The following is a 22,784-nucleotide window of genomic DNA, read 5'->3' on the forward strand; positions in this document are numbered from 1 at the left end:
TATCGCTTTCTTTGAGGGGAATACATATTCTGCTGGATAAAGTATGTGAGCCGACCCCACCACTCCGGGCTAAACGCCGGCCGGCGTCGAAATGATGTCTTTCGTCTCAGTCGTCTCGGCTTGCGGCCTATTGCCGAAGTTCCGCATGAGGAGCCCGGTGATGGATTTCTTGCCCTGGCTCTTGTTATAAACATCAAAGACGACGGCGGCCAGGAGCACGAGTCCTTTGATGATCTGAGTGATGTCGGCGCCCGCGCCCAGAAGCTGGAGGCCATTGTTCAGTACTGCCATTACGAGCCCGCCGATGACGGAGCCGACAACGGTGCCGACACCGCCCGTCACAGCCGCGCCGCCGATGAAGACCGCTGCGATCGCATCAAGTTCCCAGCCGACGCCGTCGAACGGTCCGGAAGCGTTGGAACGACCGATAAAGATCATTCCGGCCAGACCGGCAAGCACCGCCATGTTCAGCATGACCAGGAAGTCGACTTTCTTGCTCTTGACGCCGGAAAGCGCAGCCGCATGGCGGTTGCCACCGACGGCGTAGATGTGCCGGCCAATAATGGTGCGTGAGGAGACGAAGCCATAGATCAGCACCAGGAGACCGAGAATCACTCCCGGAATGGGAAAAGAAGTGCCGGGGCGGCCGGTGGCAAACAGATAGGTTGTATAGAGGACCGCGGCGGAGAGAACGACTATCTTCGTGACGGAGACCCATAGCGGGGAAACCACGGCGCCGATGGACTCAGCGTTCCTGCGGGTGTGTACCTCGCCCCAGATAATCGCAGCCACGGCGATCAGGCCAAGCAAAACCGTGAGGTTGTTATAGCCGGTGTTGGGCCCGACCTCGGGCAGGTAACCGGCACCAATGTACTGGAAGTCCTTGGGAACGGGGATGGTGTTGGACTTGCCGACAAGCTGGTTGGCCCCACGGAACAGGAGCATGCCGGCGAGCGTAACGATAAACGCAGGAATGCCGACGTAAGCAACGAAGAATCCCTGCCAGGCTCCGATAAGCGCCCCGAGCACCAGGCCAATGAGAATCCCCATGAACCAGGGCAGATGCCAATCCCGCATGGTCATCGCAACGACGATGCCCACGAACGCGGCTATCGATCCAACGGAGAGGTCAATGTGGCCGGCGATGATAACCAGCACCATGCCGATGGCCAGGATGAGGATATATGCATTTCCGTTGAAAAGATTGATCACATTATCCGGGGTCAAGGTGAGACCGCCGGTGAAAACCTGGAAAAAGATGATCAGGAAAATCAGCGCAAAGATCATCCCGAACTGGCGGGTATTGCCGCCGAAAAGCTGCTTGATGCCATTCATGATGTGGGTCCTGTTTCTTCCGTGGTTCAGGCGGATTTCTTAGCCGCGGTCATAAGTTTCATCAGCGATTCCTGGTTGGCGGCTTCTTTGCTCACAACGCCGGTGATGGCGCCCTCGAAGATGGTGTAAATCCGGTCGGAGATACCCAGGAGTTCCGGGAGTTCGGAGGAAATGACGATGACTCCTTTGCCCTGGTTAGCGAGTTGCTGAATGATGCCGTAGATCTCGTACTTGGCCCCAACATCGATGCCGCGGGTGGGCTCGTCCAGGATCAGCAGGTCGGGGTCAGCGAACATCCATTTGGCCAGCACCACTTTTTGCTGGTTTCCACCCGAAAGCTTGTCCACGCCTTCGTCCACGCTGGGTGCCTTGGTGCGCAGCTGTTTGCGGTAAGACTCGGCAACGGTATATTCCTTGTTCACGTCTACTACGGAATACTTGGAAACCTTCTGCAGTGCCGCCGAGACGGTGGTTTCTTTGATGTCGTCCAGCAGATTCAGGCCCAACGATTTACGGTCCTCGGTGAGGTAGCCGATGCCGTGCCGGATGGCCTGTGGAACGGTTCGCAGGACGATCTCCTTCCCGTCCTTAATGATCTGTCCCGAGACGAAGTTCCCGTAGGAGCGGCCAAAGACGGACCGCGCGAGTTCGGTGCGCCCGGCACCCATCAGACCGGCAAATCCAACAATTTCTCCGCGCCTGACGTTGAAGCTGGCATTTTTGCAGACCAGTCTGTCAGCAACCTGCGGGTGCCGAACAGTCCAGTTCCTGACCTCGAAGAAGACCTCGCCGATGTTCGGTGTGTGGTCGGGAAAACGTGATTCCAAGGTCCGTCCCACCATGCCCTTGATAATCCGGTCCTCGTCGACGCCGTCGTCCTTCACATCGAGAGTTTCGATGGTCCTGCCGTCGCGGATGATGGTGATGGAATCCGCCACCTGCTCAATCTCATTGAGCTTGTGGGAGATCATGATGGAGCTGATCCCCTTGCTCTTGAGCCCGCGGATCAGATCCAGCAAGTGCTGGGAGTCCGTTTCGTTCAGGGCCGCGGTGGGTTCGTCGAGGATCAGCAGCTTGACGGATTTGTTCAGCGCCTTGGCGATCTCCACGAGCTGCTGCTTGCCCACACCGATCTCCTTGATCGGTGTGTCCGGGTCATCGCGCAGCCCCACCCGGGCCAGCAGATCGAGGGAGCGACGTCGGGCCTGGTTCCAGTCAATGGCCCCGAATTTCGTTGGCTCATTGCCAAGGAAGATGTTTTCCAGAATGGACAGTTCGGGGATGAGCGCCAGTTCCTGGTGGATGATCACGATTCCGGCGGCCTCACTTGCACGGATATCCTTGAATTCACAGGCCTGGCCCTGGAAAACAATGTCCCCGCTGTAGCTGCCGTAGGGATAGACGCCGGAGAGGACCTTCATCAGCGTCGATTTACCCGCGCCGTTCTCACCGCAGATGGCGTGGATCTCGTTCGCCCGCACGCTGATGGAGACGTCCGAGAGGGCTTTGACGCCGGGAAATTCTTTGGTAATGGAGCGCATCTCCAGGATTACCGGGCTGCTGGACACCATGATGATCTACGCCTCCAAAGCGACTTCATTGTCTTGCACTGGTTTCACACATTCTGCGGACATCTGGTGGCGCTGGATGATGCGGCCTGAAGAAAAGTAAACTCGGTCGCAGTAGTTGTCGTCAAGTCTTTAACGCAACGACTCGGTAACGGTGGATTCTAACGACGACTGATCCCCTGCTGCGCGAACACCAGTGAGGCGGCTCCAAGGGCTTCCGCCCGGTCACCCAGGGAGGACATGGCCAACGTAGTGCTCTCGCCCACGACGGGCACGGCGTGGCGCAGGAGACCACGCCGGATCGGGTCCAGCAGGATGGCTCCCAGCCCGGCCAAGGGCCCCCCGACAACAATGATTTCCGGGTTTATCAGATTGGCAACGTTGCCGATCGCCCGGCCCACCGCAAGGCCGGCATCGTCGATCACCCGCAGCGTTGCTGAGTCCTTTGCCAGCGCACGGCTCACAATGTCACCGACGGTCAACGGTTCCGCAGAGCCCCGGCCCAGGAGTTCAATCATTGTGGCAGTAGAAGCCACCGTCTCCAGACAACCGCGGTTACCGCACCGGCAGATCGGTCCGTGTTCATTAATCGTGGCGTGACCGATCTCGCCCGTCACCCCGACGTGCCCATAGTAGGGGGCCCCATTGAGAATAAGACCCGCACCGATCCCGCTGCCGATTTTCAGGAACATCAAATTACTCACGGAACCGTACTGGCCCCACGTTACCTCGGCCAGAGCGCCCAAATTCGCATCATTATCTGCATACACAGGAACTTCCAGGACCTTTTCGAGCCGGTCCAGCAGATGAATTCCCACCCATTCGGGCAAAATAGCTCCCTGAACCACCGTGCCCGTCCGGCGGTCGATTGGACCGGGGATGCCTGCCCCTGCGCCGACAATCGCGCTTCGAGGAAGGTCCGCTTCGGCCAGCAGCCGGGCCAGCAGATCCGCCGCGGCTTTAATGCTTTCGCTGGCATGGTGCCCCAACGGCAGCGGCACCGCGCGCTCGGCGACAACCTGATAACTGAGGTTTGCCAGCACCACCCGGACATGGCTCCGGCCGAAATCAATGCCAACGGCGATGGCGCCGTTCCCATTGAAGGTCACCGACACGGCACGGCGCCCGGAACTGGTGGTGGGTGAGGTAAACACCAGACCCTTGGCGGCCATGTTTTTGACAATATTGGAGACGGTGGCCGTGGAGAGCCCGGTGGAGCGTGAGATTTCCGCCTGAGTTGAGGGCCCGGATCCAAGCAGGGTGTCGATGATGCGCTGCCGGTTCAGCTGGCGCAGGGCAGTCTGGGACCCTGGGTTACGGGAGCGTCTCTTCATCTCGATGGTGCGGTCGTCGTCGGCCATAAATAGTAGAGTGCAGCAATCGAACGTTGTAGTCAAGAATTGAACGCAACACCTTCCCAACTGAGTAGCAGTTACGGCACGCAAACCGCGATATGCGTGCCGTAAGTGCTACTCAGTTGGGGAGGGGTGAATCTCTTTGTGCGCCCGCCCTAACTCAACGTAGTGAAGCGCGTTCTCCTTGACGCCGTCGAGCTCCTCATCGCTAAGCTCCCGGCGTACCTTCGCGGGCACTCCCGCCACCAGGGACCGGGGCGGGATCACGGCACCTTCGAGGACGACGGCGCCGCCGGCCACCAGCGATCCGGCTCCGATTACTGCACCATTGAGGACCATTGCCCCCATGCCGATCAGGCAGTCGTCCTCCACCGTGCACCCGTGCACTACCGCGCCGTGGCCGATGCTCACGCCGTTGCCCACCGTCGTCGGAAATCCCGGGTCGGAGTGCAGGACGACGTTGTCCTGCAGGTTGGTCCCGGAGCCGATCCGGATGGCGGACGTGTCGGCCCGGACCACCACACCGTAGAAGGCGCTGGAGTCCGCGCCCAGTTCCATGTCGCCGATCAGCGTCGCCGATGGCGCGACAAAGGCGGAGGAATGGACCATCGGCGAGACACCGTTGAACGCAATGAGTTGTTTCATGGCATGAGCCTAGTTGAAACAGTCCAGTTGAAGAGCTATCAGTGCAAGCCGATCAGTGAGAGCCGTCAGTGCAAGCTGATCGTAGAAGCTGATCAGTTGAAGACGACGGTCCGCGTACCGTCCAGCAGCACGCGGTGCTCGGCGTGCCATTGAACCGCCTTGGCCAGTGTCCGTGCCTCCACGTCTCGTCCCATCGCCACGAATTCGCCGGTGGAATGCGCATGATCCACCCGGATGACTTCCTGCTCGATGATGGGACCTTCGTCCAACGCACCGGTGACGTAGTGGGCCGTGGCGCCGATGATTTTCACGCCCCGGGCGTGCGCCTGGTGGTACGGCCGCGCGCCCTTGAAGGAAGGGAGGAAGGAATGGTGGATGTTGATGGCTTTACCCGCCAGCTCCGCGCACAACCCGTCGGAAAGGACCTGCATATAGCGGGCCAGCACCACCAGCTCCACGTTTTCGGCGGCAATGAGCTCGCGAAGGGCGTCCTCGGCGTCGGCTTTTGTCCCGGCGGTCACCGGGATGTGGTGGAACGGAATGCCATAGAACGCGGCCAGATCGGCCAGTTCATGGTGGTTGGACACGATGGCCGGGATCTCGATGGGCAGGGTTCCGGAGCGCTGCAGGAACAGCAGGTCGTTTAGGCAGTGCGCGGACTTGGAAGCCAGGATCAGCGTCCGGACGGGAGTGCCGGTGCGGTGCAGTTCCCAGGTCAGCGAGAATCGTTCCGCCACAGCTTCCAACCGGTTGCGCAGCAACAAGAACGCAGTGTCCGTCTGGACGGCGACGCGCATAAAGAAGGTGCCGGTCACCGGGTTTCCATACTGCTGGGAATCGGTGATATTGCAGCCGCTGTCCAGCAGCGAGCCGGAAACGGCATGCACTATCCCGGGCTTATCGGCGCAGGACAGGGTGAGGATGAAGCCGGTTTGCGCTGCGGAAGTTCCTGTTTCGCTCACCAAGTCAACGTTACCTTTGCCGTGCCTGGACCTGTAACGCCGCTCCCGGCCCGTAATGCAGCCAGCCGGCTACCGCCCTTGTACTAGAATTAACCGTGTTGTAACTGGCGTTAGGTGGGGCACCACCGGGGAGCAGCGAGATAAACGACCACGGATCGTACGCCTGGGCCGAGGGTCACGTTTTCCTATTGAAACGCGCCCGAAGCGCGGTTCCATGACTGCGCTCTGCCGCAGGCAACGGCGCCTCAACCGGTAACCTGACCTGTAGCAGTTTCTCTACGCCCACCAGGAGTCATAGTGCCTATTCAGCCCGCCCAGTCAGTGACCAACCTTCCGCTTGCCCAGCTGGATCCCGAAATCGCGGCAGTCCTCAAAGATGAACTCGGACGCCAGCGCGACACCCTCGAAATGATCGCCTCGGAAAACTTCGCGCCACGGGCGGTCCTTGAAGCCCAAGGCTCGGTGCTGACGAACAAATACGCCGAAGGGTACCCGGGCAGGCGTTATTACGGCGGTTGTGAATACGTCGACGTGGCCGAAAACCTGGCGATTGAACGCGTTAAGGCGCTGTTCGGAGCCGAGTACGCCAACGTCCAGCCGCACTCGGGTGCGCAGGCGAACGCCGCAGCGCTCGCAGCCATGATTACTCCCGGAGAGAAGATCCTGGGCCTGTCCCTGGCTCACGGCGGCCACCTGACGCACGGCATGAAGCTGAATTTTTCCGGCAAGCTCTACCAGGTGGCGGCCTACCAGGTTGATCCGGAGACGTTCCGGGTGGACATGGATAAGCTGCGCGAGCAGGCAATTGTTGAGAAGCCGCAGGTGATTATCGCCGGCTGGTCGGCCTACCCGCGGCACCTTGATTTTGCCGCCTTCCGCTCCATTGCCGATGAGGTCGGCGCGCTGCTGTGGACGGATATGGCGCACTTTGCCGGTCTGGTTGCCGCCGGACTGCACCCTTCCCCGGTCCCGTATTCCGACGTCGTCACCTCCACGGTGCACAAAACTCTGGCGGGCCCGCGCTCCGGCGTCATTTTGGCAAAGCAGGAGTGGGCCAAAAAGATCAATTCCGCCGTTTTCCCCGGTCAGCAGGGCGGCCCGTTGATGCACGTTATCGCCGCTAAGGCCGTGGCCTTCAAGGTTGCCGGCGGTGCCGAGTTTAAGGAACGCCAGGGACGGGTGCTGGAGGGTGCCAAGATCCTTGCCGAACGGTTGAACGCCGACGACGTTGCGCAGGCAGGCGTGTCGGTCCTGACCGGCGGCACGGACGTGCACCTGGTGCTGGTTGATCTGCGCAATTCGGAACTGGATGGCCAGCAGGCAGAAGATCTCCTGCACAGTGTGGGGATCACGGTGAACCGCAATGCAGTGCCGTTCGATCCGCGCCCGCCGATGGTGACGTCCGGGCTGCGCATCGGTACCCCTGCACTGGCCACCCGCGGCTTCGGTGCGGCGGAGTTCACCGAGGTGGCGGACATCATTGCCACTGCGCTGAAGAACGGCACGGCCTCCGATGCCCAGGCCCTGCGCGCCCGGGTGTCGAAGCTGACAGCAGACTTTCCGCTGTACCCAGGCCAGGAAGAATGGTGAACTGATGTCTAACAGCATTAATCCAGAGCGGGCAAAAACGCCCTTTGGCACGCCCGTGGCCGCCCAGGTCCTGGACGGAAAAGTGACAGCGGCAACCATTAAAAGCGAGTTGGCCGTCCGCGTTGAGGTGCTCAAAGGCCGCGGAATCACCCCGGGGCTCGGCACGGTCCTGGTAGGGGAGGATCCCGGCAGCCAGTGGTACGTCCGGGGAAAGCACCGGGACTGCGCGGAGATCGGGGTCAACTCGGTGCGGCGGGAGCTGCCGGCGGATGTTAGCCAGCAGGAGCTGGAGGCCGTGCTCGATGAGCTCAATGCTGATCCGGGAACCACGGGTTATATAGTCCAGCTTCCGCTGCCGGATCACATCGATACCAATGCCATTCTGGAGCGCATGGACCCGGCGAAGGATGCCGACGGACTGCACCCGACCAACCTTGGCCGGCTGGTCCTGAACGTCAGTTCGCCGGTCAACGCACCCCTGCCGTGCACGCCGCACGGGATTGTGGAACTGCTGCTGCGGCACAAGATCGCGCTCAACGGCAAGAAGGTGCTGGTAATCGGCCGCGGCGTCACCGTGGGGCGTCCGTTGGGCCTGCTGCTGACCCGTCGATCCATCAATGCCACGGTGCTGCTGGCGCACACCGGCACACTGGACCTGCCGGAGCTGCTTGCTATGGCCGATGTGGTGGTGGCCGCGGCCGGAATGCCGGCCATGATTAAGGCCGCCGAGCTTAAAGAAGGCGCGATCGTACTGGATGTGGGCGTGAGCCGCGCAGTGGACGAGCAGACGGGCAAGTCCAGAATCGTCGGCGACGTCGATCCTGACGTTGCCGACGTGGCGAGCTGGCTTTCGCCTAATCCGGGCGGCGTGGGACCGATGACGCGCGCCATGCTGCTGGCCAACGTCGTCGAAGCCGCCGAACGCCAGGCGGGCATCATCGCGGACTGAGCCGCCGGCCGAACCGCGGTGACAGCGGGGCCGGCCCACGAAAACAGGGGGAGCGCAGCACCCGTTTCGTGGGCCGGTCCCGTTTTCGCGTGCCGGCGAGGCGTTTGAGATACTAGTCAGATGTACTCTCTTGGCAAGGATAATCACGCAGTCCGGCCGCGGCCCGGGAAATGGACCGGCTTGGGCACCGTGGTGCTCGCGCTTGTTTTTTTGGTGGCGCTGGTTTTTGCAGCCAACCAAAACGATGTACTGGGCTGGTTCATTGCCGCCGTCGCCCTCGGCTGGCTGGTCCTGTCCACGTTCGTCTACATCGGGGTGCACAAGGCCGCGAGCTTCGGCGCCGAGCAGGTCCGCCGGGCCCAAAGCACTTTAGCCGGCACCGGCCCCGGCGCAGCCGCTGCGGCAGGCAACACCGGGCGGGGAACCACACTGATCGACGACGGGTCCGCCGGCATCCGTGACCGGAAGCTGGAGCACAGCTTCAAGATCATTGCGGTTCAGTCCGGCCTTCTTGAGGAACAGCTGCGGCACGGCTCCGATGCCGACACCGCCGCCATGTCCCGCGCGCTGGAAACCATCGCGATCACGGCGCACAACGGCCAGGGCATGCTACGGGCCGATGGCGGCGTCGATGGGTCAGCGCAGGGCCGTAAGCAGGACGGGTCCGACGACGGCGGAACGGTCAGCGGCGTCGTCGTCGACTAGCGCGCGCGGTCCGCGTGCCGGCGGGAAACGGTAAAGTGGAATACGTGAGCATGGCAACGAGTACAACCGCGGCAGCGCAGTCCTTTATCGAACCAACGGCGGAACCTGATCCGCAGTCTCAAGCGTCCCACCTGCCGGCGGTCAGCGCGAAGACCGGTCTGCGGATCGCGTCAGTGAACGTTAATGGAATCCGGGCCGCCTATAAGCGCGGAATGGCCCAGTGGCTGGCCGCGCGGGATGTAGACATCCTGTGCCTGCAGGAAGTGCGGGCGCCCGACGCGATTGTGCACGAACTGCTCGGCGATGACTGGCATATTCTGCATGCCGAAGCCGAGGCTAAAGGCCGCGCGGGGGTCGCAATTGCCTCCCGCAAAGACCGCATACAGCCACTGCAGACCCGGATCGGCATTGGGGATGACTACTTCGCTACCGCCGGGCGCTGGGTGGAAGCGGACTATCAGCTCCAGGACGCCGCCGGGCAGCCGGTGGAGCTCACGGTGGTCAGCGCCTACGTGCATTCCGGCGCAGTCGACACGCCCAAACAGGTGGATAAGTACCGTTTCCTGGACGTGATGGCAACGCGGCTCCCGCAGCTGAGCGGGGAAAGCGACCACGCGCTGGTCGTGGGCGACCTTAACGTCGGCCACACCACCTTGGATATCAAGAACTGGAAAGGCAACGTCAAACGGGCGGGCTTCCTTCCTGAGGAACGCGCCTACTTTGACAGGTTCTTTGGTGCGGAAATCGGCTGGAAAGACGTCCACCGTCGTCTTTCCGGTGATGTCGAAGGTCCCTATACCTGGTGGTCCTGGCGCGGGCAGGCGTTCGACAATGACACGGGCTGGCGGATCGATTACCAGATGGCAACCCCCGGCCTTGCAGCGGCAGCCTCCGCTGCCGTCGTCGACCGGGCGCCCTCGTGGGATACGCGCTTTTCCGACCATGCCCCGCTGGTGGTCGACTACCAGCTCAACGTGCGCTCCTAGCCAGAGATTACAACAGCACCAGAGACCACTACAGACAGTTGAGAGTACTGATTTTATGACCGCATCACGTCAGCGCATTCTGTCCGGCGCGAAGCCCACTGCCGATTCACTGCATCTGGGTAATTACATCGGTGCCGTGCGCAACTGGGTGTCGATGCAAACCGAATACGACGCGGTCTTCTTCATTCCCGATCTGCACGCCGTGACGGTCGATTTCGACCCCGGCGACCTGGCGCGTCGGACCCGGACCGTTGCCGCCCAGTACATTGCCGCGGGAATCGATCCGGAAAAGTGCATTTTCTTTGTCCAGTCGCATGTGCCCGAGCATGCCGAGCTGGCGTGGGCGCTGAACTGCATCACCGGCTACGGCGAAGCCGCCCGGATGACGCAGTTCAAGGACAAGACCCAGAAGGGCGGCACCGACGCGGCCACGCTGGGGCTCTTCGCCTACCCCACGCTGATGGCCGCGGATATTTTGCTTTACCAGACCGATCTGGTGCCCGTCGGTGAAGACCAGCGCCAACATTTGGAATTGACCCGGAACCTGGCCCAGCGCTTCAATACCCGTTTTGGCGAAGCATTTACTGTTCCGGATGCGAAGATCCTCAAGGAGTCCGCGAAGATCTACGATCTGCAGAATCCAACCGCCAAAATGTCCAAGACAGGAGAATCCGCCAGCGGATCCATTCAGCTGCTGGAGGATCCGAAGATTGCTGCGAAACGGATCAAATCGGCGGTAACGGATGATGGCACCGTGGTCCGCTTTGATCTTGAGGCTAAGCCGGGTGTATCCAACCTCTTAACCATTTATGCAACGCTGACGGGCAAGACAGTGACGGAGCTGGAAAACGCCTATGCGGGCAAAATGTATGGGCATCTTAAGGTCGATCTGGCGGATGTCATGGTGGATTTCCTCACGCCGCTGCGGGACCGGACAAATGAATTGTTGGCCGACCCCGCGGAGCTGGACCGGCTGCTGGCGGACGGGGCGCGCAGGGCACGCGAAATCGCGTCGGTGACGCTGAGCAGTGTCTACGACAAGATGGGCTTTCTCCCGCTGCAGGGCGGCCGCTAAGACCATGAACCAGTCAACCCGGACCCGCATTGCATCGGAGGTCGTCCCCGCGCCGGAGGCCGGATGCCGGTGGGCGGGGATTATCGTGGCGTTGCCGGAGCCGCTGGCGGCCGAAATCACCGCCTACAGACGTTCCTTCGGGGACGCTCTGGCGGCCCAGATTCCAGCGCACATCACCCTGATTACCACTACACCAATAGGAGACTGGGCCGAAACCGTCCAGCACGTACGCCAGGTCGCGGCCAGCCAGCGCCCTTTCCGCGTCAGTGTCAGGGGAACCGGCTCCTTCCGGCCGGTGTCCGAGGTGGTTTACCTGCAGTTGGGGTCCGGATTCGATGAGTGCGTACAATTGCACGAATTGCTGCAAAGCGGCCCGCTGGCCAGGGACCTCGTCTTCGATTTTCATCCGCATATCACCATCGCCCACGACATCAGCGCTGCAGGGCTCGATGAGGCCGCGCGGACTCTGGCAGACTTTGAGGCAACATTTCCGGTGACGGGAATGGGACTCTATGTCCATAATGATTCTGGCGCGTGGCTACTAAAGGAAGAGCTGAAATTTGGCGGGACATCCGAAAATCAAGGTACCTCGAGGTACGAAGCCGCGCCCAACCGACTTGGCAAAGCTCCGGCTTGAGGTAATTGGCAATCAGGCCGCGTATGGCCGCGCCAAGCGCGCAGGTGCCGGGCGCGTCGGAGTCTTTATGACCTGGCTGAATCTTCAGCTCGCCCGGCTCAACACCCTGCAGCCGCTGCGTATGCTGGCCCAGTACAACGTACAGCGCGGCCCCGTAATGGCGGCGGGTATCGGTTTCACGATGTTTTTCTCCATCACCGGTCTGCTCACCACCGGGTTTTCGATCGCCGCGCTGGTCCTGAAATCCAACAAGGCGCTGCTGGACGCCTTGGTTTCCAGCGTCGCGAAGAGCACGCCGGGACTTTTAAAGGTCGACGGCGGCAATGGACTAGTGGATCCGCAGGCACTGCTGAACCCGACCGGGCTCGGCTGGACGGCGATCATCGCGGCGCTGGTAACCATCTTCACCGCGCTGAGCTGGATCGCGTCGCTGCGCATCGGCATGCGGGGCGTAGCGGGGCTCCAAGCGCTGACAGTTAATCCCGTAGTGAAGAAGCTTAAGGACGCGGGGACACTGGTATTGCTCGGGGTGGCCCTGTTGATCACGGCCGGGGTAACCGTGGTCTTCGGCGGTGCCCTGGATGCGGTCACAGGAGTTTTGCATCTCGACACGGCTGTGGCGATCCCCGCAGGTTTTGTACTCGGAGTGGCGGTGGCCCTGCTGCTTAACTGGCTGACGGCGACGATTCTGTTCAAGCTGGCAGCGGGGCTGGAATTGGACCGGAGCATCTTCGTGCGCGCCACAGCCCTGGCCGGCGTGGGAATGACCATCCTTCAGCTGCTCAGTGGCCTGCTTCTGGGCAAGGCAACCGCAAACCCACTGCTCGCGTCATTTGTCGTGATCATCGGCCTGCTCATCTGGTTTAACTTCGTCAGCCAGGTTTTCCTGTTCGCCGCCGCCTATGCTGCCGTGCGGCAGGCGGATGCCGATGCCGCCGTTCTCGCGGCGGACAAGCGGGGACGCGCCCGCACCCTGCGGCCGGCCTGACCAAATCAACCGCCCCATCGAAACGACTGAGCCGTAGCTGTCCTGTAGAAGGCTCTAACGGACAGCTACGGCTCAGCCGATGTGGTTTGGTCCTGGATGAGGGTCAGACCTGTCGGCTGAGGATGGCCTGCTTGACCTCCGAGATCGCCTGCGTGACCTGGATGCCGCGGGGGCATGCTTCGGTGCAGTTGAAGGTGGTGCGGCAACGCCACACACCTTCCTTGTCGTTGAGGATCTCCAGGCGCATGTCGCCGGCATCATCGCGGGAGTCGAAGATGAAGCGGTGCGCATTGACGATTGCTGCCGGGCCGAAGTACTGGCCGTCCGTCCAGAAGACCGGGCACGATGAGGTGCACGCGGCGCAGAGGATGCACTTAGTAGTGTCGTCGAAGCGGGCCCGCTCCTCCGCGGATTGCAGGCGCTCCTTAGTGGGTTCGTGGCCCTTGTTAATCAGGAAAGGCATGATTTCGCGGTACGACTGGAAAAACGGTTCCATGTCCACAATCAGGTCTTTTTCCACCGGCAGACCCTTGATCGCCTCAACCGTGATGGGCTTTTTCGTGTCCAGGTCCTTCAGCAGAGTCTTACAGGCCAGCCGGTTGCGCCCGTTAATGCGCATCGCATCGGAGCCGCAGACACCGTGCGCACAGGAGCGGCGGAAGGACAGCGAGCCGTCGTGCTCCCATTTGATCTTATGCAAGGCGTCCAGGACACGGTCCGTACCGTACATGGTCAGTTCGTAGTCTTCCCAGACAAAGTCCTCGGACACCTCCGGGTTGTATCGGCGTACGCGCAAGGTGATGTCGAACGTGGGGATTTCGCCACCGCCGCCAATGTGCGCGGGCAGTTCGATCTTTGACGCCGGTTCCGGTGCCGTTTCAGCAGTTTCAATCGGGCTCATTAGTACTTCCTCACCATCGGCTCGTAGCGCGTGAATACAACCGGTTTGGTCCCCAGCCGGATGCCCGCAGTGTGTTCGGCGTTGGCCCCCTCAGCAACCTTGTAGGCCATCGAGTGCTTCATGAAGTTTTCGTCATCACGCTCCGGGAAGTCCTCGCGGAAATGACCGCCGCGGGACTCCTCGCGATGCAGCGCCGCAACGGTCATGACCTTGGCCAGCTCAAGCAGGAAGCCCAGTTCCACGGCCTCGAGCAGATCCAGGTTGAACCGCTTGCCCTTGTCCTGAACGGTAATGCGCTGGTACCGCTCCTCGAAGGAGGCGATGTCGCTCAAAACCTTGTTCAGCGACTCGGCGGTCCGGAACACCTGCATATTGGCGTCCATCGTGTCCTGCAGCTCCTTGCGGATCAGCGCAACTTTTTCGCCGCCGTCGGACGTCCTGACGTGGTTAAGCAGCTCCACGGTGTAGGCCTCCGGATCTGCCGGCAGGTCCACGAAGTCCGCGGTCAGGGAATACTCGGCGGCGGCAATTCCGGCCCGCTTGCCGAAGACGTTGATGTCCAGCAGCGAGTTTGTGCCCAGCCGGTTGGAACCGTGCACCGACACGCAGGCCACCTCACCGGCGGCGTACAGGCCGGGAATGACATTGTCGCTGTCCTGCAGAACCTCGGCCTTGACGTTCGTGGGGATGCCGCCCATGGCATAGTGCGCGGTCGGGAAAACCGGGACCGGCTCCGTGTAGGGCTCGACACCGAGGTAGGTGCGGGCGAACTCGGTGATGTCCGGCAGCTTCGCGTCGATGTGCGCCGGTTCAAGGTGGGTCAGATCAAGGAGCACATAGTCCTTGTTCGGGCCGCAGCCGCGTCCCTCGCGGACCTCGTTGGCCATTGACCGGGCCACAATGTCCCGGGGGGCAAGGTCCTTGATGGTCGGGGCATAACGCTCCATGAAGCGCTCACCCTCGGAGTTGCGCAGAATTGCGCCTTCGCCGCGGGCGGCTTCGGAGAGCAGGATGCCCAGACCAGCCAGTCCGGTTGGATGGAACTGGAAGAACTCCATGTCCTCCAGGGGGATGCCGCGGCGGAACGCAATGCCCATACCATCGCCGGTGAGCGTGTGCGCATTTGACGTCGTCTTAAAGACCTTGCCGGCGCCGCCGGTGGCAAAAATAATGCTCTTGGCCTGGAAGACGTGGAGTTCACCGGAGGCAAGGTCATAGGAGACGACGCCGGCTACGCGCTTTTGGATACGGGTGACGCCGTCGACGGTGACTTCTTCATCCACCATCAGCATGTCCAGGACGTAGTACTCGTTATAGAACTCAACGTTGTGTTTGACGCAGTTTTGGTAGAGCGTCTGCAGGATCATGTGTCCGGTACGGTCGGCAGCATAGCAGGCACGGCGGACCGGGGCCTTGCCGTGGTCGCGGGTATGCCCGCCGAAGCGGCGTTGATCGATCCGGCCCTCGGGGGTGCGGTTGAACGGCAGCCCCATCTTTTCCAGGTCGAGGACTGCGTTAATGGCTTCTTTGGCCATAATCTCCGCCGCGTCCTGGTCAACCAGGTAGTCCCCGCCCTTGACGGTGTCAAAGGTGTGCCACTCCCAATTGTCTTCCTCGACATTGGCCAGTGCAGCGCACATTCCGCCCTGGGCCGCACCGGTGTGGGATCGGGTGGGGTAGAGCTTGGTCAGTACAGCGGTGCGTGCGCGCTGGCCGGATTCGATGGCGGCACGCATGCCGGCGCCACCGGCCCCGACGATGACGACGTCGTACTTATGGACCTGCATACTGGATGCTCTTTCTCTCTTTACTGCGTTTAAGAAGTGTGGGGTTTAAGAAGTGTGGGGTTTAAGAAGTGTGAGGTTTAAGAAGTGTGGGGTTTAAGACGTGTGGGATTTAAAGCGTTCAGTGCTTACTGATGGCCACGTCCGTCTACCGGCGGTGGCTGAACCTGCGCTGATTAGTTGGTCAGTTTCCGGTTATTTGGCGGTGCAGAAGGACGGGAGGTCCGTCACAGCGCCGGCCGGGCACGGGTCAAAGGTGAAAATGACGAGCGTGCCGAGGACAATGATGACGACCGTCGCCACGTAGAGCACCGTCTTGAGCGTCATCCGCGTAGCGTTGCGTTCGGCGTAGTCGTTGATGATGGTCCGCACGCCATTGGTGCCATGAAGCATGGCGAGCCAGAGCATCAGCAGGTCCCAGATCTGCCAGAAGGGGCTGGCCCACTTGCCGGCAACGAAACCGAAGTCGATAGCGTGAATGCCGTCACCGACCATGAGGTTCACAAACAGGTGACCGAAGATCAAAACGACCAGAACGACGCCCGACAGACGCATGAACAGCCAGGCAGCCATCTCAAAGTTGCCTTTGCCGCCCTTCCTGCGGGTGTACTTGACATCAACCTTGCCGCTGCGCGGGGCGTCGATTGTAGGTGTGGCCATGATTAGTGCCCCCCGAAAACGATGGAAAGGTGGCGGATCAGGAACGGCACCATGACAACGACCCACAGGATCAAAACTGCCCAGAGCAGCCGGGCCTGGTACTTATTGCCCTTCTTCCAGAAGTCGATGGCAACGATCCGCAGCCCGTTGAACGCGTGGAAAACGATGGCGGCGACCAGGCCAGCCTCGCCCAGGCCCATGATCGGATTCTTATACGTGCCGATGACGGCGGTGTACGCCTCCGGGGATACGCGCACCAACGAAGTGTCCAGAACGTGAACCAACAGGAAAAAGAAAATAACGACACCGGTAATACGGTGTCCCACCCAGGACCACATGCCTTCTCGGCCGCGGTACAAAGTGCCAGCTGGTTTTGTCGGCACGCAATAATCCTCTCTGCTTCACAGCGGCGCTAGCGTGGTTCCACGCGGGGTTACGCTCGTTGCGAGAGCACTCCTAGCTCAGGCCTAAATGTAGGCTTGGTATACAGCTTATTCAAATTAGGCGCTCCTTGCTCTATGGTCCTGATCACAGCCGGGCGCCCGGGAGCGGGGGCTGGAGTCCATTAGACTAACCGGTGATGAATACGCAAATGCACAATACCCCGGACGCCGGATCCGCCGAGGCCCCTTCCGCGCAACCTATGGACAGGTTTTATGCAGTCATTCCCGCCGGAGGAGTGGGCACGAGGTTGTGGCCGCTCTCCCGCGCCGCTGCGCCGAAGTTCCTCCATGATTTGACGAATTCGGGCAGTACGCTGCTCCGCGCAACCTATGACAGGCTTGTTCCGCTGGCCGGGGAGCGTGTCGTCGTTGTCACTGGCACCGCCCATCGGGAGGCCGTTTGCCGTCAGCTGCCGGAGATCAAGGTTGCCGACTTGGTGCTGGAAAGCGAGCCCAAGGATTCTGCGGCCGCGATCGGGCTGGCGGCCGCGATCTTGTACCGGCGGGATCCGGACATCATCATGGGTTCCTTTGCCGCGGATCAGGTGATCAGCCCCGATGCAGCGTTCCAGGATGCCGTCCGCGAGGCGATCTGCACTGCCGCCACGGGAAAGATCGTGACGATCGGGATCAAACCCACGCATCCTTCCACTGGCTTCGGCTACATCCGGACAGGTGCAGCACTGGATGTTCCCGGCGCTCCCAGCGCACACGCCGTCGTCGAATTTGTGGAAAAGCCGAGCGAGTCGGTGGCCGCGGAATATCTGGCCAGTGGAGATTACAACTGGAATGCGGGGATGTTTGTTGCCCCCGTGGCGTTGATGCTCAAGCACCTGGAAAAGAACCAGCCGGAGCTCTTTGCCGGGCTGACGCAAATCGCCGAGGCGTGGGAAACAGATCAGCAGGAAGAAGTTGCAGCGCGGATCTGGCCGACGCTGCCGAAGACGGCCATTGACTACGCCGTGGCCGAACCCGCGGCCGATGCCGGCGACGTCGCAGTGATCCCGGGGACGTTCAGCTGGGACGATGTGGGTGACTTCGCTGCGATTGGCCGGCTCAACAGCGCCAAAGAAGTGGACGATGTGACCGTAGTCGGGGAGGGCGCCCGGGTATTCACCGAAGGTGCCTCCGGCGTGGTCGTCACCGACACCAAGCGGGTCATCGCGCTGATCGGAATCAAGGACGTCGTCATCGTGGACACACCGGACGCGCTTTTGGTGACGACGACGGCGCACGCCCAGCAGGTGAAGAGCGCGGTGGACCATCTGAAGGCCAGCGGCGACACGGACGTTCTCTAGCCCGGTTGACAGGTCCGGTGCGGTCCCCGGTCAGATCCGGCGCGGCCGGACGCGGTCAGCCGGCCTGTAACGGTTCGCCGTCAATGCCCCTGATGCGATCCAGGGTCGTTAGAGTTTCATTGTGCGCAACTATTCTGCAGAGATCGAACCGACCCCACTGATCGCCCCTTGGCTGGAGCCGAAAATTGCAGAACTGCTGGCTTTCCGGCGCGATCTGCACGCGCATCCGGAACTCTCGCGGCAGGAATTCCGTACCACGGACAAAGTAGTGCAGCGGCTCGAGGATGCCGGGCTAAAACCGTACCGGTTCAGGGGTAGTGGGCTCTTCGTCGATATTGGTGACGGCCCAATAGCCACCGCGCTTCGGGGCGACATCGACGCGCTGCCGGTCCTGGAAGAAACCGGACTGCCTTTCGCGTCCCGCAATCATGGCGTTACTCATGCCTGCGGCCACGATATCCACACCACGGCGATGCTCGGAATCGCCCTGCTGCTGGCGGACATGCACCTGCAGCGCCCGCTTGGCGCCACCATTCGGATTATCTTCCAGCCTGCCGAGGAAATCATGCCCGGGGGCTCGCTGGATTGCATCGCGGAGGGTGCGCTCGAAGGTGTGCCCCGGATCTTGGCGCTGCATTGCGACCCGCGGATCGAGGTGGGCCACATTGGAACGCGCATTGGCTCCATTACGAGTGCCTCGGACACCATTAAGATTGAGCTCTCCGGCCGGGGCGGCCATACCTCCCGTCCGCATCTGACCGAGGATCTGGTTTTTGCGCTGGCCGAAATCGCCGTCAATGTTCCCGCCGTTCTCTCCCGCCGCGTCGACGTGCGCAGCGGAGTCTCCGTGGTTTGGGGGCAGATCGGGGCGGGTTCTGCGCCGAACGCCATCCCCGGCAGCGGCTTCATGGCGGGCACCATGCGCTGCCTGGACCGCCAGGCGTGGCACTCGGCCGGGGAGCTGCTGGACGAAGTGGTGCAGCAGGTCGCCGCACCCTATGGCGTTGAGGTCCGGCTGGAGCACACCCGCGGGGTCCCGCCGGTGGTGAATTCGGAGCACGAGACGGCGTTGATCGAGGCAGCTGCCCGGGCGGAACTTGGTGAGAACGCCGTCGTCCTGGCGCCGCAGTCCATGGGCGGGGAAGATTTTGCGTGGTTCCTGCAGGACACACCGGGGGCATTGATGCGGCTGGGGACACACGTGCCGGGCGGGGAGCAGTACGATCTGCACCGCGGTGACTACATTGTCGACGAGCGGGCGCTGGGGCTGGGGATCAGGGTGCTGGGAGCGGCGGCGCTGCGTGCCATCCGCGACCTCACGTAGCCGGTCGCAGTCCCGAATACATCCGCAAATCCTGTCAATTAGGTTGTGCACAATTGCATTGTGCACTATGTTAGAGAGGTGACGCGGAATTCGAAGGCCCAAAATGCGGTGGCTGCAAATCCCAAGGCCGCTCAGGATGAGACAGCCCAGGACGCACCGCGGGTCTCCGACCGGCAGATTCTCCAGCGGCAGGTTTGTTTCGCCCTGTACTCGGCTTCCCGTGCTGCCACCGCGGTCTACCGGCCGATGCTCCAGGAACTGGGGCTGACGTATCCGCAGTACCTTGTCCTGCTGCTGCTCTGGGAGCGGGACGGCGCGTCAGTGCGGGAACTGGGCGAGGAGCTGGCGCTGGATTCGGGTACCTTGTCCCCGCTGCTGAAGCGGCTGGAGGCTGCCGGATTGGTGCGTCGGCAGCGGAGCGTCGACGATGAGCGGCGGATGCAGGTTCACCTGACCGACGACGGCGATGCCTTGCGGGAGCGCGCAGCAGCGGTGCCGCAGCAGCTGGCAGAAGCAGCGGGGCTGGAATCCGGCGAGCTGGATCAGCTCCGCGGCACGCTATCCCGGCTGACCGCCGCCTTGCATGTCGCAGCACTCTAAAGACCCCACGATGAGGATGGCTATGAAAGTTCTTTACACTGCGCAGGCCCGCGCCACCGGCGACGGGCGCAATGGCCAGGCCCGAAGCTCCGACGCTCAGCTTGAGGTGACACTGGCGTCGCCGGTGGAACTGGGCGGGGATGGCAACGGAACCAATCCGGAGCAGTTGTTTGCTGCCGGCTATGCCGCTTGCTTCCACTCCGCGCTGCGGCTGGCAGCGCGGCGCCAGAAGGCGGATGTCTCCGGATCTACGGTGAATGCCAGTGTGGACTTCGGCACGATCGGCGGAGGCGCCTACGGCATCGGCGTGCGGCTGGAGATCGGTCTGCCGCAACTGGAGCGCGCCGCAGCGCAGGAGCTGGCGGAGGCAGCCCATCTAATCTGTCCCTACTCCAATGCCACCCGCGGCAATATCAGCGTTGAACTGAGCATCCTTGAATCCGAAGGAACGGACACAGACTCCAGTGTCGGCAGCAATGAAACCCAACCCACAATGGAGGCATCCTGATGACCCATGACCAGCACAGCAACAACACTCCCGCCGTCGGGCAATCAGCACTTCCGCACAGCACCCGCGAGGTGCAGCTCGCGTCGCGTCCGCAGGGGGAACCGGTAGCGGAGAACTTCCGGCTGCATGAATCTGAGCTTCCGGCTTTGCTGGCGGGGCAGATCCTGGTCCGCAATACGGCCATGAGCGTCGATCCGTACATGCGCGGGCGAATGAATGACGTGAAATCCTATAGTCCGCCGTTCGCGCTGAATGTGGCGCTCGACGGCGGCGCAGTCGGCGAGGTGATTTCCTCGCGCAGCAGCGCCCACCAGGTGGGGGACGTTGTTCTGCATTCGCTGGGCTGGCGGGACTACGCGGTCCTCGCCGATGCCGACGCACGCACCGTGGATCCGGCGCTGGCGCATCCCACGGCCTTCCTGGGGGCACTTGGCATGACGGGCCTCACTGCCTATGCCGGGCTGACGGAAGTTGCCGCCTTCAAACCCGGCGATACCGTATTTGTCTCGGGAGCCGCCGGCGCAGTTGGATCGTTAGTGGGGCAGATCGCCAAAAACCTTGGAGCTGCACGAGTCATCGGCAGCGCCGGCTCCGCGGAAAAGGTGGCCCGGCTGCTGGAACTGGGCTTCGACGCGGCCTTCAATTACCATGACGGTCCGGTCAAGGACCAGCTCAAGGCAGCGCTCGGTGAAGCCTCCGGCATAGACGTCTATTTTGATAACGTGGGCGGCGATCATCTGGAGGCGGCCATTTCGGTTCTAAACCGCTTCGGCCGGGTAGCCATGTGCGGCGCCATCTCGCAGTACAACAGCACAGCACCGGTCCCAGGGCCTGCGAATTTGGCCTTGGCCATTGGAAAACAGCTGACCTTGAAGGGTTTCATTGTCGGCAGCTACCAGCACCTCGCCGGCGAATTCGCGACAAAAATGGCAGGCTGGCTCTCGGATGGAACGATTCGTTTCGACGAGACTTTCGTTCACGGGCTGGAAAACGCACCGCAGGCTTTCATCGACCTGCTGCGCGGTGCCAATACGGGGAAAATGGTTGTCGTGCTGGACTAGGGAGTGCCGCTGGCACAGCCAGATAACAAGTTTCCAACAATTTCGGGAAAATCCGTGCCCGCGATACAAAAACGGTCATTGTGGGGACCGTCACGGAATAGGGTATTGTCATCAGCGCATCCCTAGCGCAGCGCCGCGGGACTATCAATGAAAACAGAATTTCCGTCACAGTGTTACGCACCGTGACCAATGGACACTCATTGAAGCTGCTGCAGCCCGCTCATCCTACGTTGGAGGAAATTTGAACGACTCAGTGCACGGCGCCACACCTCAACCCACGCTCACTAATGCCCCTGCCGCCAAGCGTAATGTTTTCAAGCGCAGTGCCACGTTTGGAACGATCACGCTGGGGGCAACGGCCCTGCTGCTCTCCGGGTGCGGTGCCGCCCCGGCACCCTCCGGCAGTGCCGGGGGATCGGCCGGAGCCAGCGACTACCTGGGGTGCATCGTCTCGGACTCGGGTGGATTCGATGACCAGTCCTTCAACCAGTCCTCCTATGAGGGATTGAAGAAGACTGAGAAAGATCTGGGCATTAAGATCAAGCAGGCGGAGTCCACCACCAAGGCGGACTTCGAGCCGAACCTGAACCAGATGGCCAACGCCGGCTGTAACCTGACCTTTACTGTCGGTTACCTGCTCGCAGACGCCACCAAGAAGGTCGCCACGTCGGACCCGTCAGCTCACTTCGCGATCATTGATGACAATTCAATTGACCTGCCGAATGTGAAGCCGGTTGTCTACGACACGGCCCAGGCCGCATTCCTCGCCGGATACGTCGCAGCCGCACAGACGAAGACCGGCAAGGTCGGCACCTTCGGCGGCATCAACATCCCGACCGTGACGATCTTCATGGATGGCTTTGCCGACGGCGTCAAGTACTACAACGAAAAAAAGGGTAAGTCCGTAGCTTTGCTGGGCTGGGACAAGGACACCCAACAGGGTGTCTTCACTAACACCTTCGACGTTGTCCAGGAAGGCACCAAGGCCACCAACAATCTGCTCAATGACGGGGCAGATGTCATCATGCCCGTGGCCGGCCCGCTGGGCAAGGGCGCTGGAGATGCGATCCTGGCCGCGAACAAGACCGGCAAGGACGCGAAGCTGGTCTGGGTTGATTCCGACGGCTACCTCAGCGCCCCGGCCTTTAAGTCGGTGCTGCTGACTTCGGTGATGAAGCAGATGGGCGAGGCCGTGGAGACCATCGTCAAAGATGACAAGGAGGGGAAGTTCGATCCGACGCCATACATCGGCACCCTCGAGAACGACGGCGTCGGGCTGGCGCCGTTCCACGACCTGGACTCCAGCGTCAGCGCCGACACCAAGTCCGAAATCGATACGATCAAAAAAGACATCATCTCGGGCAAGCTGACGGTTGCCTCCGCAGCAAGCCCAAAGAAGTAACCCCGGCA

Annotated in this window: 22 protein-coding genes and 1 riboswitch; of the genes, 13 read left to right on the forward strand and 9 right to left on the reverse strand. The window is 61.6% G+C overall.

Annotated elements, in window-relative coordinates; translation table 11 throughout:
- Positions 1-69: 69 nt before the first annotated feature.
- From mmsB to purU, 5 genes are all read right to left on the reverse strand, one after another.
- Complete coding sequence (gene mmsB / locus IV500_RS10170; RefSeq protein ID WP_196396691.1) at positions 70-1,335, reverse strand: multiple monosaccharide ABC transporter permease; 1,266 nt, start codon at positions 1,333-1,335, stop codon at positions 70-72.
- A gap of 26 nt (positions 1,336-1,361) precedes the next feature.
- The gene (gene mmsA, locus IV500_RS10175; RefSeq protein WP_196396692.1) at positions 1,362-2,906 is read right to left on the reverse strand and encodes a multiple monosaccharide ABC transporter ATP-binding protein; all 1,545 of its coding nucleotides are present in this window, start codon (positions 2,904-2,906) and stop codon (positions 1,362-1,364) included.
- A 158-nt stretch (positions 2,907-3,064) separates the two neighbouring features.
- The gene (locus IV500_RS10180) at positions 3,065-4,264 is read right to left on the reverse strand and encodes an ROK family transcriptional regulator (RefSeq protein WP_230854782.1); all 1,200 of its coding nucleotides are present in this window, start codon (positions 4,262-4,264) and stop codon (positions 3,065-3,067) included.
- 108 nt (positions 4,265-4,372) lie between these two features.
- Positions 4,373-4,903 carry a gamma carbonic anhydrase family protein gene (locus tag IV500_RS10185; RefSeq protein WP_196396693.1) on the reverse strand — a complete coding sequence of 177 codons (531 nt, stop codon included), beginning with the start codon at positions 4,901-4,903 and terminating at the stop codon, positions 4,373-4,375.
- Positions 4,904-4,995: 92 nt separating this feature from the next.
- Positions 4,996-5,865 (reverse strand): formyltetrahydrofolate deformylase, encoded by an 870-nt coding sequence (purU, locus tag IV500_RS10190; RefSeq protein ID WP_196396694.1) that lies wholly within the window; start codon positions 5,863-5,865, stop codon positions 4,996-4,998.
- A gap of 90 nt (positions 5,866-5,955) precedes the next feature.
- Positions 5,956-6,041, forward strand: a riboswitch (ZMP/ZTP riboswitch).
- 121 nt (positions 6,042-6,162) lie between these two features.
- Between purU and glyA the strand changes: the two genes are divergently transcribed.
- From glyA to IV500_RS10225, 7 genes are all read left to right on the forward strand, one after another.
- Positions 6,163-7,455 (forward strand): serine hydroxymethyltransferase, encoded by a 1,293-nt coding sequence (glyA, locus tag IV500_RS10195; RefSeq protein ID WP_312875888.1) that lies wholly within the window; start codon positions 6,163-6,165, stop codon positions 7,453-7,455.
- Between the two features lie 4 nt (positions 7,456-7,459).
- On the forward strand, positions 7,460-8,404 hold the full coding sequence (locus IV500_RS10200) for a bifunctional methylenetetrahydrofolate dehydrogenase/methenyltetrahydrofolate cyclohydrolase (protein WP_196396695.1): 945 nt from the start codon (positions 7,460-7,462) through the stop codon (positions 8,402-8,404).
- 120 nt (positions 8,405-8,524) lie between these two features.
- Positions 8,525-9,109: a hypothetical protein gene (locus IV500_RS10205; RefSeq protein WP_196396696.1), complete on the forward strand. Its 585-nt coding sequence runs from the start codon at positions 8,525-8,527 to the stop codon at positions 9,107-9,109.
- Between the two features lie 50 nt (positions 9,110-9,159).
- Positions 9,160-10,095: an exodeoxyribonuclease III gene (locus IV500_RS10210; protein ID WP_196396697.1), complete on the forward strand. Its 936-nt coding sequence runs from the start codon at positions 9,160-9,162 to the stop codon at positions 10,093-10,095.
- A gap of 55 nt (positions 10,096-10,150) precedes the next feature.
- Positions 10,151-11,170, forward strand: a complete 1,020-nt coding sequence (trpS, locus tag IV500_RS10215; RefSeq protein ID WP_196396698.1) for a tryptophan--tRNA ligase — start codon at positions 10,151-10,153, stop codon at positions 11,168-11,170.
- Between the two features lie 4 nt (positions 11,171-11,174).
- Complete coding sequence (locus IV500_RS10220; protein WP_196396699.1) at positions 11,175-11,807, forward strand: 2'-5' RNA ligase family protein; 633 nt, start codon at positions 11,175-11,177, stop codon at positions 11,805-11,807.
- A 67-nt stretch (positions 11,808-11,874) separates the two neighbouring features.
- Positions 11,875-12,795: a YihY/virulence factor BrkB family protein gene (locus IV500_RS10225; RefSeq protein WP_196396700.1), complete on the forward strand. Its 921-nt coding sequence runs from the start codon at positions 11,875-11,877 to the stop codon at positions 12,793-12,795.
- 103 nt (positions 12,796-12,898) lie between these two features.
- On the opposite strand, the gene IV500_RS10230 is transcribed toward IV500_RS10225, so the two are convergent.
- The 4 genes from IV500_RS10230 to sdhC all read right to left on the reverse strand — a co-directional run bounded on the left by IV500_RS10230 (position 12,899) and on the right by sdhC (position 16,523).
- The gene (locus IV500_RS10230; protein WP_196396701.1) at positions 12,899-13,696 is read right to left on the reverse strand and encodes a succinate dehydrogenase iron-sulfur subunit; all 798 of its coding nucleotides are present in this window, start codon (positions 13,694-13,696) and stop codon (positions 12,899-12,901) included.
- On the reverse strand, positions 13,696-15,483 hold the full coding sequence (sdhA, locus tag IV500_RS10235; RefSeq protein ID WP_196396702.1) for a succinate dehydrogenase flavoprotein subunit: 1,788 nt from the start codon (positions 15,481-15,483) through the stop codon (positions 13,696-13,698). Before sdhA ends, IV500_RS10230 begins: the two co-directional genes overlap by 1 nt.
- Positions 15,484-15,675: 192 nt before the next feature.
- A complete protein-coding gene (locus IV500_RS10240; RefSeq protein WP_196396703.1) occupies positions 15,676-16,140 on the reverse strand; it encodes a succinate dehydrogenase hydrophobic membrane anchor subunit in 465 nt (154 codons plus the stop codon).
- 2 nt (positions 16,141-16,142) lie between these two features.
- Entirely contained in the window at positions 16,143-16,523 is a 381-nt protein-coding gene (sdhC, locus tag IV500_RS10245; protein ID WP_196396704.1) for a succinate dehydrogenase, cytochrome b556 subunit, read from the reverse strand.
- Positions 16,524-16,732: 209 nt separating this feature from the next.
- Between sdhC and IV500_RS10250 the strand changes: the two genes are divergently transcribed.
- From IV500_RS10250 to IV500_RS10275, 6 genes are all read left to right on the forward strand, one after another.
- Complete coding sequence (locus IV500_RS10250) at positions 16,733-17,881, forward strand: mannose-1-phosphate guanylyltransferase (RefSeq protein WP_230854800.1); 1,149 nt, start codon at positions 16,733-16,735, stop codon at positions 17,879-17,881.
- 121 nt (positions 17,882-18,002) lie between these two features.
- On the forward strand, positions 18,003-19,205 hold the full coding sequence (locus IV500_RS10255; RefSeq protein WP_196396705.1) for an amidohydrolase: 1,203 nt from the start codon (positions 18,003-18,005) through the stop codon (positions 19,203-19,205).
- Between the two features lie 177 nt (positions 19,206-19,382).
- Positions 19,383-19,805 (forward strand): MarR family winged helix-turn-helix transcriptional regulator, encoded by a 423-nt coding sequence (locus IV500_RS10260; RefSeq protein WP_312875893.1) that lies wholly within the window; start codon positions 19,383-19,385, stop codon positions 19,803-19,805.
- Positions 19,806-19,827: 22 nt separating this feature from the next.
- Positions 19,828-20,313: an organic hydroperoxide resistance protein gene (locus IV500_RS10265; RefSeq protein ID WP_196396706.1), complete on the forward strand. Its 486-nt coding sequence runs from the start codon at positions 19,828-19,830 to the stop codon at positions 20,311-20,313.
- Positions 20,313-21,374, forward strand: coding sequence for an NADP-dependent oxidoreductase (locus IV500_RS10270; RefSeq protein ID WP_196396707.1), 1,062 nt, complete (start codon positions 20,313-20,315; stop codon positions 21,372-21,374). Before IV500_RS10265 ends, IV500_RS10270 begins: the two co-directional genes overlap by 1 nt.
- A gap of 340 nt (positions 21,375-21,714) precedes the next feature.
- Complete coding sequence (locus tag IV500_RS10275) at positions 21,715-22,776, forward strand: BMP family lipoprotein (RefSeq protein WP_312875894.1); 1,062 nt, start codon at positions 21,715-21,717, stop codon at positions 22,774-22,776.
- Positions 22,777-22,784 lie beyond the last annotated feature (8 nt).

The sequence above is a fragment of the Arthrobacter terrae genome (assembly GCF_015708085.1).
Taxonomy (GTDB): domain Bacteria; phylum Actinomycetota; class Actinomycetes; order Actinomycetales; family Micrococcaceae; genus Arthrobacter_M; species Arthrobacter_M terrae.

Bases quoted from the DNA above. Each gene is read 5' to 3' on its own strand.
- IV500_RS10225 (WP_196396700.1), top strand. From the start codon at position 11,875: ATGACCTGGCTGAATCTTCAGCTCGCCCGGCTCAACACCCTGCAGCCG.
- IV500_RS10240 (WP_196396703.1), bottom strand. From the start codon at position 16,140: ATGGCCACACCTACAATCGACGCCCCGCGCAGCGGCAAGGTTGATGTC.
- IV500_RS10205 (WP_196396696.1), top strand. From the start codon at position 8,525: ATGTACTCTCTTGGCAAGGATAATCACGCAGTCCGGCCGCGGCCCGGG.
- IV500_RS10265 (WP_196396706.1), top strand. From the start codon at position 19,828: ATGAAAGTTCTTTACACTGCGCAGGCCCGCGCCACCGGCGACGGGCGC.
- IV500_RS10210 (WP_196396697.1), top strand. From the start codon at position 9,160: ATGGCAACGAGTACAACCGCGGCAGCGCAGTCCTTTATCGAACCAACG.
- IV500_RS10250 (WP_230854800.1), top strand. From the start codon at position 16,733: ATGCACAATACCCCGGACGCCGGATCCGCCGAGGCCCCTTCCGCGCAA.
- trpS (WP_196396698.1), top strand. From the start codon at position 10,151: ATGACCGCATCACGTCAGCGCATTCTGTCCGGCGCGAAGCCCACTGCC.
- mmsB (WP_196396691.1), bottom strand. From the start codon at position 1,335: ATGAATGGCATCAAGCAGCTTTTCGGCGGCAATACCCGCCAGTTCGGG.
- sdhA (WP_196396702.1), bottom strand. From the start codon at position 15,483: ATGCAGGTCCATAAGTACGACGTCGTCATCGTCGGGGCCGGTGGCGCC.
- mmsA (WP_196396692.1), bottom strand. From the start codon at position 2,906: ATGGTGTCCAGCAGCCCGGTAATCCTGGAGATGCGCTCCATTACCAAA.
- IV500_RS10180 (WP_230854782.1), bottom strand. From the start codon at position 4,264: ATGGCCGACGACGACCGCACCATCGAGATGAAGAGACGCTCCCGTAAC.
- IV500_RS10230 (WP_196396701.1), bottom strand. From the start codon at position 13,696: ATGAGCCCGATTGAAACTGCTGAAACGGCACCGGAACCGGCGTCAAAG.
- IV500_RS10270 (WP_196396707.1), top strand. From the start codon at position 20,313: ATGACCCATGACCAGCACAGCAACAACACTCCCGCCGTCGGGCAATCA.
- IV500_RS10200 (WP_196396695.1), top strand. From the start codon at position 7,460: ATGTCTAACAGCATTAATCCAGAGCGGGCAAAAACGCCCTTTGGCACG.
- IV500_RS10185 (WP_196396693.1), bottom strand. From the start codon at position 4,903: ATGAAACAACTCATTGCGTTCAACGGTGTCTCGCCGATGGTCCATTCC.
- IV500_RS10220 (WP_196396699.1), top strand. From the start codon at position 11,175: ATGAACCAGTCAACCCGGACCCGCATTGCATCGGAGGTCGTCCCCGCG.